Below are 12,910 nucleotides of genomic sequence, written 5' to 3'. Positions count from 1 at the left end.
CAGGGAGCAAAAGGGGCCGCCCGGGCATCCCGGACGGCCCCTTCGAAACAAATCTAGAGCTGGCCCACCGAGGTGATCCGGACCACCGCGGCGCCCGCCTCGTCGGAGGCGGCGAGGTCGACCTCGGCGCTGATGCCCCAGTCGTGGTCGCCCTCCGGGTCGTCCAGGATCTGCCGGACCGTCCACTTCTCCCGGCCCTGCTCGATCATGAGCAGCGCCGGCCCGCGCGCGTCCGGCCCCACCCCGACCGAGTCGTACGCCTCGAAGTACGGCTCCAGCGCGTCGGCCCAGGCGTCCGCGTCCCAGCCCGACGCGCCGTCCAGCTCGCCGAGGTCGTACCAGCGGCGCAGCGCGGCCAGCTCGACCCGGCGGAACAGGGCGTTGCGCACCAGCACCCGGAAGGCGCGGGCGTTGCGGGTGACCGCCGGGACGCGGTCGTCCAGCGCCTCGGCCGCCTCGGCGGCGTCGGTGGGGTTGCGCAGCCGCTCCCACTCGTCGATCAGGCTGGAGTCGACCTGGCGGACCAGCTCGCCGAGCCACTCGATGAGGTCGACCAGCTCGTCGGTCTTCGCGTCCTCGGGCACGGTCTGCCGCAGCGTCTTGTACGCGTCCGCGAGGTAGCGCAGCACGAGGCCCTCGGAGCGGGACAGCCCGTAGAACTGGACGTACTCCGTGAAGGTCATCGCCCGCTCGTACATGTCCCGCACCACGGACTTGGGGGAGAGCTGGTGGTCGGCCACCCACGGGTGGCCCTGCCGGTACATCTCGTACGCCGACTCCAGCAGCTCCGCGAGGGGCTTGGGCCAGGTCACCTCGTCGAGCAGTTCGAGCCGGGCCTCGTACTCGATCCCCTCGGCCTTCATCGCGGCGACCGCCTCGCCGCGGGCCTTGAACTGCTGCGCGGAGAGCACCTGGCGCGGGTCGTCGAGGATCGACTCGATCACCGAGAGGACGTCGAGGGCGTACGCGGGGGAGTCGACGTCGAGCAGCTCGATCGCCGCGAGGGCCAGCGGTGACAGCGGCTGGTTGAGGGCGAAGTCGAGCTGGAGGTCGACAGTGAGACGGACCCGCCGGCCGGTCTCGTCCGGCTCGTCGAGCTGCTCGACCACCCCGCCGGCGCGCAGCGCCCGGTAGATCGCGATGGCACGCCGGATGTGCCGGCGCTGGGCAGCCCGGTCCTCGTGGTTGTCGGTGAGCAGGTGCCGCATCGCCGCGAACGCGTCGCCGGGGCGGCCGATCACGTTGAGCAGCATCGAGTGGCTGACCTGGAAGCTGGACGTGAGCGGCTCGGGCTCGGCCTCGACCAGGCGCTCGAAGGTGGGCTTGCCCCAGCCGATCGACCCCTCCGGCGGCTTCTTGCGCACCACCTTGCGCCGCTTCTTCGGGTCGTCGCCGGCCTTGGCCAGGGCCTTCTCGTTGTCGATGACGTGCTCCGGGGCCTGCACCACCACCCGGCCGATGGTGTCGAAGCCGGCCCGACCGGCCCGCCCGGCGATCTGGTGGAACTCGCGGGCCTTGAGCAGCCGGGTGCGCACGCCGTCGTACTTGGACAGGCCGGTGAACAGCACGGTGCGGATCGGCACGTTGATCCCGACGCCGAGGGTGTCCGTGCCGCAGATGACCTTGAGCAGGCCGGCCTGGGCGAGGGTCTCCACCAGTCGGCGGTACTTGGGCAGCATGCCGGCGTGGTGCACGCCGATGCCGTGCCGGACCAGCCGGGACAGGGTCTTGCCGAAGCCGGAGGTGAACCGGAAGTTCCCGATCGCCTGGGCGATCATGTCCTTCTCGGCCCGGGTGCAGACGTTCACGCTCATCAGGGCCTGGGCGCGTTCCAGGGCGGCGGCCTGGGTGAAGTGCACGACGTAGACCGGCGCCTGCTTCGTCTCCAGCAACTCCTCCAGGGTCTCGTGCAGCGGCGTCATCGCGTACGAGAAGAGGAGCGGGACCGGCCGCTCGGCCGAGCGGACGACGGCGGTGGGCCGGCCGGTGCGTCGGGTCAGGTCGTCGACGAAGCGGGTGGTGTCGCCGAGCGTGGCCGACATGAGGACGAACTGGGCCTGCGGCAGCTCGATCAGCGGCACCTGCCACGCCCAGCCGCGGTCCGGCTCGGCGTAGAAGTGGAACTCGTCCATGATCACCTGGCCGACGTCGGCCCGGTCGCCCTCGCGCAGCGCCAGGTTGGCCAGGATCTCGGCGGTGCAGCAGATGATCGGGGCGTCGGCGTTGACGCTGGCGTCGCCGGTCAGCATGCCGACGTTGTCGGCGCCGAAGACCTCGCAGAGGGCGAAGAACTTCTCCGACACCAGGGCCTTGATCGGGGCGGTGTAGAAGGTGGTCCGGTCGTCGGCCAGGGCCGCGAAGTGCGCCGCGATCGCCACCAGGCTCTTGCCGGAGCCGGTCGGCGTATTCATGATCACGTTGGCGCCGGAGACGATCTCGATGACCGCCTCCTCCTGGTGGGGGTAGAGGTCGAGGCCGCGCTCCTTCGCCCAGCCGGCGAACGCGTCGTAGAGGGTGTCGGGGTCGGCGCTGGTCGGCAGCGCGGCGGTGAGCGTCATAGCGGGTCCCATGGTGCCTGGATCATGCCCCCGCGCGCCAACCGGCCCCGGCGGCGGTGGTGTTAGGAAGGGCCCCTTCTACAACAAAATCCGCTAGTAGGGGGCCCTTCCTTTCACCTTCGACGGTAGATCAGGTCGAAGACCGGCCGGCCGGCCGTCAGGGCCCGGCGCTCGAACTTGGTGACCGGGCGGTGTGGCGGGCGGGGGGCGAAGCCGTCGTGCGCGTTGACCAGCCCCGGGTCGGCGTCCAGGGTCTCCCGCATCGCCTCGGCGTACTCGGCCCAGTCGGTGGCGCAGTGCAGGGTGCCGCCGGGCGTCAGCCGGGAGCGCAGCAGCGCGACGTGGGCCGGCTGGATGATCCGCCGCTTGTGGTGCCGCGACTTGGGCCACGGGTCCGGGAAGAAGACGTGCACCGCGTCCAGCGACGCCGCCGGCAGGCCCGCCACCAGGTCCAGCGCGTCGCCCTGCGCCACCCGCACGTTGCGCAGGCCGTGCCGGTCCACCAGGTCCAGCAGGTTGGCGATTCCGGGCGTGTGCACCTCGACCGCCAGATAGTCTCGATCCGGGTCGGCGGCGGCCATCGCGGCGGTGGTGTCGCCCATCCCGGACCCGATCTCCACCACCACCGGGGCCCGACGGCCGAACAGGCCGGCCAGGTCCACCGGCGTGCCGGGCTCGTCCGGGACGAGCAGGCCGTGGACCGGCCAGAGCCGGTCCAACGCCTCCGTCTGGCGGCTGCTCATCCGGCCGCGGCGCGGATGGAAGGTGCGGATCGTCCGGGCGGCGGGCGGCGCGGGCGCGGCGGCGGGAGAGTCGATGGAGGTCACAACGACCCGAGCGTACGCGACGACCGCGCCGGATCGGATGTGATGTTCGCCCGGGGATGAGAGGATCCATCCCGTACGGCAGACCGGGCTCCTGGTGTTGCCCGGCACTGCCTCAACGCGCCGGGAGGTGGCGTCGTGTCGGTGCACCGCGGTGGTCTGGCGCTGGCGATCGCGACCGCGCTCACCGGCCCGCTGCTCGCGGCCCTGCCGGCCGGGGCCGCCCCGCCGGCCACCGCCCTCCCCGCTGCCACCAACTTCCCCGTTGCCGCGAAAGTTCCCGCCGCCGGATTGCGGGCGGAGCCCGCGCCGGGGGGCCCGCCGCAGCCGAAGCCGCCGGAGCCCGCCGTCTTCGTCGAGGTCAGCCCGAGCACCGTGCAGCCGGGCTTCCTCGTCGGCATCCGGGCCAGTTGCCGGGACAACTCGATCCCCGCGATCGTGGTCTCGGACGCCTTCGGCCGGGTGCAGGTGCAGCCGCAGTTCGGGCTGCTGACCGCCGCGCCGATGGTGCGCGAGCGCACCCGGCCCGGCAACTACCGGGTCAAGCTGGAGTGCCCCGACGGGGAGACCGCCTCGACCATGCTCCAGGTGGTCAAGGCGGTGAAGCCCAGTCGCGGCCCGGCGACGGGCTTCGGCGGAGGCGGCGGCGGGTTCACCGGCGGGCTGCTGCTTCCCGGTGGCCTCGCGCTGACCGTGGCCGGCATCGTCCTCGCGGTGGTCGCGGCGCGCCGCCCGCGCTCCGTCCGTGGCGCCGCCCGGCGCTGAGCCCGCCCATGGCCACCTCGCCCGCCCCCCAGCCGCCCGCCGCAGCGGCCCGCCGGCGTCCGCCGCCCGGACGCCGCCCCTGGTCGGTGCCGCTGGCCGTGGTGCTGGTGCTGGTCGGGGTCTTCGCCACCGGGGCGGGGCTGGGGCGGACGGCCGGGCCGTTCGACTGGGCCGCCGGCGCGGGGGAGTCACGTCCGGCCCGCGGCGAGAGCGGCGCCCTGTCGGCCAGCCGGCCCGTACGCCTGTCGATCCCCTCGATCGAGGTGGCCGCGCCGGTGGCGCCCGTGGGCGAGGCCCGGGACGGCTCGATCGCCGTCCCGCCGCTGGACCGGGCCGACGAGACCGGCTGGTACGACCGGGGCCCGACCCCGGGCGAGCCGGGCCCGGCGGTCATCGTGGGGCACGTGGACACCAAGAGCGGCCCGTCGGTCTTCTACGACCTGCACAGGCTGCGCCCGGGTGACACGGTCGAGGTGACCCGGGCGGACCGCTCGGTCGTGGTGTTCCGGGTCGACTCGGTGGAGCACTTCCCGAAGGAGCGGCTGCCGGCGGAGCGGGTCTACGGCGACGAGGGCCCGCCGGGTCTGCGCCTGATCACCTGCGGCGGCGACTGGCTCGGCGGCCGGACGGGCTACGCCGACAACATCATCGCCTTCGCCACCCTGCTCTCCTCCCGCCCCGCCTGAGCCTTCCGCGACGGGTTCAGGGGCGGGGCGGGACCTGCTGGACGACCTCGAACTCCAGGAGGCTGGCGCCCGAGGCGACCGGGGGGCGCCGCTCGCCCGTGCCGGCGTGGGCGGCGCGGGAGGGGCCGGCGGCCCACGCCTGGTAGGCCTCCTCGCTCTCCCAGCGCGTGTAGACGAAGTAGCGGTTCTCCCCGGCGACCGGGCGGAGCAGCTCGAAGCCGAGGAACCCGGGGGAGTTCTCCACGGCGCCGGCCCGGGCGGCGAACCGCTTCTCCAGCTCCTCGCCCGCGCCGGGAGGGACGTCGATCGCGTTGATCTTCACGACTGCCATGGCTCCACCCTAGTCACGCCGTCGGGGCTCAGAACGACTCGACCGCCGGAACCAGGTCGGCGTCCACCACGATCGGGGCGTGGTCGGACGGGCCCTTGCCCTTGCGGGCCTCCCGGTCCACGTACGCCGAGCGGACCGCCCGCGTGAACGGCGCCGAGGCGTACACGAGGTCGATCCGCATGCCCTTGTTCTGGTGGAACATCCCCGCCCGGTAGTCCCAGTAGGTGAACGGGTGGGGGCCCTTCATCGGGGTGGGCACCACGTCGGAGAGCCCGAGGTCGCGCAGCGCCGCGAGGGCCGCCCGCTCGGCCGGGGTGACGTGCGTGGAGTGGGTGAACACCGCCGGGTCCCAGACGTCGGCGTCGGTCGGGGCGACGTTGAAGTCACCGCAGACGGCCAGCGGCACCCCGCTCGCCAACTCCGTCTCCAGGGCGTCCCGCAGCGCCGCGAACCAGGACAACTTGTACGCGTAGTGCGGGTCGTCCGGCGTGCGGCCGTTCGGCACGTACACCGACCAGACCCGCACCCCGTCGCAGGTCGCGGAGATGGCCCGGGCCTCCGGCTCGGGGAACCCCGGCTCGCCCGGGAACCCCACCACCACGTCGGCCAGGCCGACCCGGGACAGGATCGCCACCCCGTTCCACCGGCCGTCGCTGTGGCTGGCCACGTGGTAGCCCAGCTCGCCGACCTCGGCCACCGGGAAGGCCCCGTCCGGGCACTTCGTCTCCTGCAGGCAGACGACGTCCGGCCCGGTGCCGGCCAGCCACTCCAGCAGCCGGGGCAGGCGGGCCTTCACCGAGTTCACGTTCCAGGTCGCCAGGCGCATGGGTCCAGCCTGCCCCATCCGCGCCCGCGCCGCCGCGTCAGCTCCCGGGTGTCGCGCCGGCGGCCCGTCAGGTGTTCGGGGTGTCGCCCGGGCGGGTCTGCTCGGCCAGGAACCGCTCCAGCTCGGCGCCCAGCTCGTCGGCGGTCGGCAGCGGCCCCGTCTCCTTGGCGAGCAGGCTCCGCTCGCCCCGGCCGCGCGCGAACGCGTCGTACTGCTCCTCGAGGGCCTGCACGAGCTGGGCGGCCTCGTCGGTCTGCGCGACCTGCCGGTCGATCTCCAGCCGGACCACCTCGGCGGCCGAGCGCAGCCCGTCGCGGGGCAGCAGCAACCCGGTGCTGCGGGACACGGAGGCGAGCAGCACCTCGGCGGCGGCCGGGTACTCGGTCTGCGCCACGTAGTGCGGCACGTGGGCGGCGAATCCCAGGGCGTCGCGGCCCAGCTCGCCGAGGCGGAACTCCAGCAGGTGCCCGACGCTGCCCGGCACCTGCACCCGCTGCAACCACGGCTCGTAGCCGGCGATCAGCTCGCGCCGGGTGGCGTGCGCGGTCACCCCGGCGGGCCGGGTGTGCGGCACGGCCATCGGGATCGCGTTGAGCCCCACGGTGAGCCGGACGTCCAGCCGCGCGGTGAGCGCGCCGACGGCGGCCACGAAGCGCTCCCACTGCAGGTCCGGTTCCGGGCCGGTGAGCAGCAGGAAGGGCGTCTCGTCGTCGTCGCGCAGCACGTGCAGCTCCAACGCCGGGGCGTCGTACGACTCCCAGTGGTCCTCGACGAAGGTCATCACCGGCCGGCGCGAGCGGTAGTCGAAGAGCTGGTCGACGTCGAACCGGGCGATCGGGCGGGCGTCCAGCGAGGTGAGCAGCTGCTCCCTGGCCAGTCGGGTGGCGCTGCCGGCGTCGACGAACCCGGTGAGGGCCTGGATCAGGACGGGCTGACCGAGGTCGGGCAGCTCGTCGATGAGTTCGTAGAGCTCGTGTGGGTCGAGCACCGGTGCGGACCTCCCTGGTCGTGCGTACGGGTCGCCGTGCGGGGACGGCACCCGTTCGGGGAACGTACCCGCCATCCTCGTGCATTCCTGCCGGCGGCTCCTCGGGGGCCGTCGCGTGATCAGCAATCAGGGCGTATCCCCGCAACTCCACCGTCGGGCGCCCAGCGATGACCGTGAGGTGGACCGGCCTGTCGGCCGAAAGGGTGAACTGGGGGATCATGTACTCGGCGTCGACGCTTCGTCCCCCTTCCGTGCGGCCAGGGGGCGCGCGGGCGCCGCCGCGAGGTGTGCCCGCTACGCGAGGTGCGTCCCCGGCCCGCCCCGGAACGGTCGGGCCGTCCTGCGGGTGGGGGTGCTTTCGTGAAAAATGCCACGAGATCACCCGGGGTGATTGGAGTTTGCGTCTGCCTAGCCTCGGCTGATGCGTGACGACCGCACCCTCGACCATCAGATCACCCCCGGTGACCCGATCGACCGTTCGGACGATACCCCCTCGCACGATCGGCCGGCTGGCCTCCGTTCCGTCGGGACGTACGCCCGGATGCTGCTGCCCGCGCCGGCCCGGGCCCGGGTCGCCCTCGCCGCCGGCGTGCTGTGCTGCCTCGGCCTGACCGCCGTCGCCCAGGGCGCCCGGGACGACTCCGCCCCCAACCCGGCCCCCGTCGCCGCCCCCTCCGCGCTCGCCGAGCGCGCCGAGGCGGACGCTGCCTCCCGCGGCCTGGAACGCGCCCCCGCCGCCACCCCCGCCAGCCCCACCCCCGCCGCCGACCCGGACACCGCCACCCCCGCCCCGAAGAAGACCAAGCGCAAGCCCGTCGACCCCGCCCCCGTGGCCGGTCTCGACAACGCCCAGATGGAGAACGCCGAGGTGATCGTGCGGACGGGGCGGAAGATGGACATGCCCCGGCGCGCGTTCGTCATCGCGGTCGCCACCGCGATGCAGGAGAGCAACCTCTACAACGTCGCCAGCGGGGTGCTCCCCGAGTCCCAGAACTACCCCCACCAGGGCATCGGTTGGGACCACGACTCGGTCGGGCTGTTCCAGCAGCGTTCCAGCAGCGGGTGGGGCGAGGTGGGGCAGCTGATGGATCCGGAGTTCGCCACCCGGCAGTTCCTCGCCGCGCTGGCGCAGGTGCCCGGCTGGCAGCAGATGCGGCTGACCGACGCCGCCCAGGCGGTGCAGATCTCGGCCTACCCGGAGCACTACGCCAAGCACGAGTGGCGGGCCACGGAGGTCGTCGAGGCGATCCTGGAGGCCGGCCAGTAGTCTTCCGCCGACCACAGTGGACGGTTGCGGTTCGGGTGTCCGGGGTACGGATGTTGTCGTTCCGAGGTACACATGGAAGAGGCACCACCGACAGGAGGACGACATGTCTCTGATGCAGCGGATCAGCACCTTCCTGCGCTCGCCGAAGGGCCAGCAACTGGTCGACCGTGGCCGGCGTGAGCTGGCCAAGCCCGGCACCCAGCAGAAGCTGAAGGGCCTCGCGGCCAAGCTCCAGAACCGCCGCTGACCCCCCGACGACCTCTCCGACCCCCGGGAGAACCCGTGACCGATTCCGCGCCCGCCGACGGCCAGCCCGCCCAGCCCGCCGCGGGAGCGCCCCAGCCGCCTGCGGTGGTGCCGGCGCCTCCGCAGGAGGTCCCGGAGGCGCCGCCGCTCAAGCTCTGGGATCGGATGCGGGAGGATCCGCAGTACGCCCCGGAGCACCTCGCCCTGGAGGCCGTGCGCCGGCTGGGGCCGGAGGCGGCGCAGTGGGCCGCGCGGGCCCGGGCCGAGCAGCCCGGGGCCTCCGTCGAGGCCCTGGCGGAGCAGGCCGTACGCAAGTTCGTCAACCACGCCCGGCTCTCCGGTGCCGTCTCCGGGGCGGCCGGGCTGCCCGGTGCCGTGATCGACGTGGGCGTGCTGGCCTGGACCCAGGCCCGGATGGTGCTGCACGTCGCCGCCGCGTACGGCGTCGACCCGCGGCACCCCGATCGGGCCACCGACCTGCTCGTGCTGCAGAAGGTGCACAAGGTGGCCGAGAGCGCCCGGCTCGCGCTCGGGGTGGCCGCCGGGCGGGAGCGCGCCGGCGCCCTGTTCGGCAGCGGCGGGCAGAACCCGCTCGGCAGGGTGATGCTGCGCCTGGGCGTACGCCTGGCCCAGATGGCCGGGGTGCGCGCGGCGAAGCGGCTCTTCGCCAAGGTGGTGCCCGGGGCGGCGATCATCCTCGGCACCTGGGCCAACTCGTCGGCCACCAAGGACCTGGCCGTGCGTTCCCGCGCCCTCTACCGCCACTACGGCACCTTCGCCGTCCCCGAACCCCGCCGACCCTGAGCCCTCGGGTCGGCTCTCCGTCCGTGCCGGCGACGACCGGTCCGTGCCGGCTTCCCGACCGGTCCGCCCCGGCGACGACCCGGTCCGGGCCGGTCAGGAGGCGAGGCCCGAGGCGCGCCAGGCCACGTCGGCCAGGCGGTCCTGGCCGGCGGCGTTGGGGTGGAACCAGTCCAGCGGGTTGACGAGGTCCAGGTCGAACCGCACCCGGTGCACCGCCCCGCCGTCGTAGCGGCAGCGTGAGCCGTACGCCTTGCAGGCGGCGGCGAGCTGGGCGTTGTAGTCGTCGATCCGCTCCCGGACGGCCGCACGGCGGGCCCGGTCCAGCGGGTCCGTCGAGGCCGGGTCGGCCAGCAGCGCCGGGCATACGCCCCGCTTCCAGGCCCGGACCGCCCGGGCGTCGGTGTGCCCGACCTCCCAGAGCCGGTACAGGTCCGGGATGCTCACCACCAGCACCCGCGCCTTCGGCCGGCCCTGCCGCAGCACCCGCAGGCCCCGGTCCACCTCCGCGCGGAACCGCGTCACGGGCGTCATCGCCTCGATGCCGCCCCGGCACACGTCGTTGGCCCCGATCAGCACGGTCACGTGGTCGACGCGGTCGCGTACCGCCTGCTGGGCCTGTCCCTCCAGCGACGCCGCGCGCGCTCCCGGGCGGGCGTGGTTGTAGGCCCGGCCGCGGATGGCGGGGGTGCGGTCGAGCAGCCGGCGGTAGAGGCTGTCCACGCGCAGCCCGTCCCCGGTGGACCACGAGTTGCGCTGGCACGAGGTGAGCACCAGGCAGGAGCCGAAGCCGGTGCTGATCGAGTCGCCGAGCGCCGCGATGCCGCCGGACGCGCCCGGCGACGGTGTCTCGCGCGGCGGGCGGGAGCCGGAGTCCCCGCCGCCCTCGCAGGCGAGGGCGACCAGTGCCAGCAGACAGGCGATGGCGGCGACCCAGCGTCGAGGCATCTCTTCCCCAGTCCCGCAGCGGAGAGCAACAGCGCGGTAACTGTACGCGCGGGTCGGGGTGCGGTCACCCGCTGCTGTCGGCTATGCGGCACAGCCCTGTTCCGCCGCGCCTCGACCTGCTATTGGCAGCCCGCGTGCGAGGCGGGCGACGGGGTGTCAGCGGGCCGGGCGCCACGGCGGGCGCTGCCCGTGCAGCCACCAGTGCAGGGACGCCGTGATCCGGGGCAGCACCAGGTAGGTCATCAGCGGGGTCAGCGTGAGGGTCATCAGCAGCACCCGGGCGGCCAGCGGCACGTCGGGGAGGAGCCGGCTGGTCAGCAGCGTCGCGGTGAGGCTGAGCGGGAAGAAGGCCAACCAGATCGTCACGGCCTGCTTCCAGCGCGGCGGGGACGGCGGCGGCCCGGTGGGATCGGCGCTGACCGGCACCGTCTCGACGGCGTGCTCCCGCGGCGGGTCGAACCAGCCCTCGATCCCGGTGCGCCGCTCCACCCGGGTGTGCTCCACGATGCCCTGCGCCGAGGACAGCCACCAGTGCCGCTGCGGCGACTCCTCCCACCGGCGCAGCGTCTCGTGGTCGGCGAAGCGGTAGATGATGTGCCACTCGCCGGAGCCGGGCGCGCTGCGTACCCAGCCCGAGCCGAGGAACCCCGGGAACGCCTCGGCCAGCGCCGTGCCGGCCCGCATCCAGGCCACCATCTCGCTGGTCCGGGCGGGATCGGTGCGCCGCGCGACGGCGACGGTCACCGGCAGGGCGTGGGTCATGGTCATGCCGACCATCCTCCCCGGCCACGGCGGGATCCGGCGGCTCATGGCACACGGGTGTAACGCACCTTACCGGCGGCGTGACGCGGCCCACGTGGCCCGCAGCCCGGGCCCGGGAGGCCGCGGAGCGGGTTAAGCCGGCCGATCGGGGGTAGGTCCGTGCAATGACGAGATCGCAGCCCCGGCGCGCCCGTGGCACGGTCGGCCACGCCTACAGCGCGCTCAACATGCGGCTCCTGCTCGCCGGGTTCGGGCTGGTCACCATGGCCGTGTTCGCGGTGCTGGCGTTCCGCGCCGACCTGGTGTGGCTGGGGGTCCTCTGCGTGGTCTTCGCGGTGGTCGCCGTGGTCGACCTGATCATCATCCAGCGCCGCCGTGCCGCCCGCCGCCGGGAGGAGCCGGGCGCCCGCCACTCACTCTTCGAGTGACAGGAGTACGAGATGCCCATCGCGACCACCAACCCCGCCACGGGGCAGGTGCTCAAGAGCTACGACCCGATGACGGCCGAGCAGATCGACGCCGCCATCGAGCGCGCCGACCTGGCGTACCGCCAGCTGCGGGGCACCACGATCGTGCAGCGCGAGCGGTGGCTGACCGCGGCGGCCGACCTGCTGGAGGCCGAACGCGACGAGACCGCCCGGCTCATGACCACCGAGATGGGCAAGACGTACGCGTCGGCCAAGGCCGAGGTCACCAAGTGCGCCACCGCCTGCCGCTTCTACGCGGCGAAGGCCGCCGAGTTCCTCGCCGACGAGCCCGCCGACGCGACGGCGGTCAAGGCCACCCGGGCGTTCGTCCGCTACCAGCCGATCGGGCCGGTGCTCGCGGTGATGCCCTGGAACTTCCCGCTCTGGCAGGTGATGCGCTTCGCCGCGCCGGCGCTGATGGCCGGCAACACCGGCCTGCTCAAGCACGCCTCCAACGTGCCGCAGACCGCGCTGCTGCTGGAGGACCTCTTCCGCCGTGCCGGCTTCCCGGAGGGGGCGTTCACCACGCTGCTGGTCGGCTCGGCCGAGGTCGACCGGGTGCTCAGCGACCCCCGCGTACGCGCGGCGACGCTGACCGGCAGCGAGCGCGCCGGCCGCTCGATCGCCCAGATCGCCGGCCGGGAGCTGAAGAAGACGGTGCTGGAACTGGGCGGGAGCGACCCGTTCGTGGTGATGCCCTCGGCGGACCTCGACCGGGCCGCCGAGGTCGCGACCACCGCCCGCTGCCAGAACAACGGCCAGTCCTGCATCGCCGCCAAGCGGTTCATCGTGCACGCCGACGTGTTCGACGCCTTCGCCGGGAAGTTCGCCGCGCACATGTCGGCCCTGCGGGTCGGGGACCCGATGGACCCCGACACCGACGTCGGCCCGCTGGCCAGCGAGGGCGGGCGCGACGAGATCCACGCCCAGGTGCGGGACGCGGTCGACAGGGGCGCCACGGTGCTCTGCGGCGGCGAGCCGCCCGCCGGCCCCGGCTGGTTCTACCCGCCGACCGTGGTGACCGACCTGAGGCCGGAGATGCGGATGTGGTCCGAGGAGGTCTTCGGCCCCGTCGCCGGCCTCTACCGCGTGTCGTCGTACGACGAGGCGATCGAGGTGGCCAACGGCACCGCCTTCGGGCTCGGGTCGAACGCCTGGACCCGGGACCCCGACGAGCAGGAGCGCTTCGCCACCGACCTGGACGCCGGCAACGTGTTCGTCAACGGGATGACCACGTCGTACCCGGAACTGCCCTTCGGCGGGGTGAAGAACTCCGGCTACGGCCGGGAACTCTCCGCGCTGGGCATGCGCGAGTTCTGCAACACCAAGACCGTCTGGGTGGGCGAGGGGGCCGCCACGGCCGGCGCGGGCGCGCACGCCGAGTAGCAGCGCGAGCGGGGGACAGCTTTAGCCGGACACCGTCATGGGTACGGAGTGACGC

At 73.7% G+C, this 12,910-nt stretch carries 14 protein-coding genes; 7 read left to right on the top strand and 7 right to left on the bottom strand.

Going from position 1 to position 12,910, the window contains the following annotated elements; genetic code table 11:
* Positions 1-53: 53 nt before the first annotated feature.
* Both ACGF5G_RS26545 and trmB read right to left on the bottom strand, forming a co-directional pair.
* Positions 54-2,558: a DEAD/DEAH box helicase gene (locus tag ACGF5G_RS26545; RefSeq protein ID WP_393267427.1), complete on the bottom strand. Its 2,505-nt coding sequence runs from the start codon at positions 2,556-2,558 to the stop codon at positions 54-56.
* 113 nt (positions 2,559-2,671) lie between these two features.
* Positions 2,672-3,301 carry a tRNA (guanosine(46)-N7)-methyltransferase TrmB gene (gene trmB / locus ACGF5G_RS26540; protein ID WP_393267755.1) on the bottom strand — a complete coding sequence of 210 codons (630 nt, stop codon included), beginning with the start codon at positions 3,299-3,301 and terminating at the stop codon, positions 2,672-2,674.
* Positions 3,302-3,526: 225 nt separating this feature from the next.
* Here trmB and ACGF5G_RS26535 point away from each other — a divergent pair, with 225 nt between their 5' ends.
* Both ACGF5G_RS26535 and ACGF5G_RS26530 read left to right on the top strand, forming a co-directional pair.
* Entirely contained in the window at positions 3,527-4,147 is a 621-nt protein-coding gene (locus tag ACGF5G_RS26535) for a hypothetical protein (protein WP_393267752.1), read from the top strand.
* 8 nt (positions 4,148-4,155) lie between these two features.
* The gene (locus ACGF5G_RS26530) at positions 4,156-4,833 is read left to right on the top strand and encodes a class F sortase (RefSeq protein WP_357697604.1); all 678 of its coding nucleotides are present in this window, start codon (positions 4,156-4,158) and stop codon (positions 4,831-4,833) included.
* Between the two features lie 16 nt (positions 4,834-4,849).
* On the opposite strand, the gene ACGF5G_RS26525 is transcribed toward ACGF5G_RS26530, so the two are convergent.
* The 3 genes from ACGF5G_RS26525 to ACGF5G_RS26515 form a co-directional block, all read right to left on the bottom strand.
* On the bottom strand, positions 4,850-5,164 hold the full coding sequence (locus ACGF5G_RS26525; RefSeq protein ID WP_357452010.1) for an antibiotic biosynthesis monooxygenase: 315 nt from the start codon (positions 5,162-5,164) through the stop codon (positions 4,850-4,852).
* Positions 5,165-5,192: 28 nt separating this feature from the next.
* Complete coding sequence (locus tag ACGF5G_RS26520; protein WP_363704723.1) at positions 5,193-5,990, bottom strand: exodeoxyribonuclease III; 798 nt, start codon at positions 5,988-5,990, stop codon at positions 5,193-5,195.
* 67 nt (positions 5,991-6,057) lie between these two features.
* Positions 6,058-6,978, bottom strand: a complete 921-nt coding sequence (locus ACGF5G_RS26515; RefSeq protein ID WP_357452016.1) for a PAC2 family protein — start codon at positions 6,976-6,978, stop codon at positions 6,058-6,060.
* 421 nt (positions 6,979-7,399) lie between these two features.
* Between ACGF5G_RS26515 and ACGF5G_RS26510 the strand changes: the two genes are divergently transcribed.
* From ACGF5G_RS26510 to ACGF5G_RS26500, 3 genes are all read left to right on the top strand, one after another.
* Positions 7,400-8,245: a peptidase M23 gene (locus ACGF5G_RS26510; protein ID WP_393267424.1), complete on the top strand. Its 846-nt coding sequence runs from the start codon at positions 7,400-7,402 to the stop codon at positions 8,243-8,245.
* A 103-nt stretch (positions 8,246-8,348) separates the two neighbouring features.
* Positions 8,349-8,492, top strand: a complete 144-nt coding sequence (locus ACGF5G_RS26505) for a hypothetical protein (RefSeq protein ID WP_176737248.1) — start codon at positions 8,349-8,351, stop codon at positions 8,490-8,492.
* A gap of 35 nt (positions 8,493-8,527) precedes the next feature.
* Entirely contained in the window at positions 8,528-9,295 is a 768-nt protein-coding gene (locus ACGF5G_RS26500; RefSeq protein WP_393267421.1) for an EcsC family protein, read from the top strand.
* Positions 9,296-9,388: 93 nt separating this feature from the next.
* On the opposite strand, the gene ACGF5G_RS26495 is transcribed toward ACGF5G_RS26500, so the two are convergent.
* The gene (locus tag ACGF5G_RS26495; RefSeq protein WP_393267420.1) at positions 9,389-10,240 is read right to left on the bottom strand and encodes a GDSL-type esterase/lipase family protein; all 852 of its coding nucleotides are present in this window, start codon (positions 10,238-10,240) and stop codon (positions 9,389-9,391) included.
* A gap of 156 nt (positions 10,241-10,396) precedes the next feature.
* Positions 10,397-11,008, bottom strand: a complete 612-nt coding sequence (locus ACGF5G_RS26490) for an antibiotic biosynthesis monooxygenase (RefSeq protein ID WP_393267418.1) — start codon at positions 11,006-11,008, stop codon at positions 10,397-10,399.
* A gap of 158 nt (positions 11,009-11,166) precedes the next feature.
* Here ACGF5G_RS26490 and ACGF5G_RS26485 point away from each other — a divergent pair, with 158 nt between their 5' ends.
* Positions 11,167-11,430, top strand: coding sequence for a DUF6343 family protein (locus ACGF5G_RS26485; protein WP_350682876.1), 264 nt, complete (start codon positions 11,167-11,169; stop codon positions 11,428-11,430).
* Between the two features lie 12 nt (positions 11,431-11,442).
* Positions 11,443-12,855, top strand: a complete 1,413-nt coding sequence (locus tag ACGF5G_RS26480) for an NADP-dependent succinic semialdehyde dehydrogenase (RefSeq protein ID WP_393267416.1) — start codon at positions 11,443-11,445, stop codon at positions 12,853-12,855.
* Positions 12,856-12,910 lie beyond the last annotated feature (55 nt).

It is taken from the genome of Micromonospora sp. NPDC047730 (assembly GCF_043204765.1).
In the GTDB taxonomy this organism is placed as follows: Bacteria; Actinomycetota; Actinomycetes; order Mycobacteriales; family Micromonosporaceae; genus Micromonospora.
This window is presented reverse-complemented; position numbering and strand designations above follow the sequence as displayed.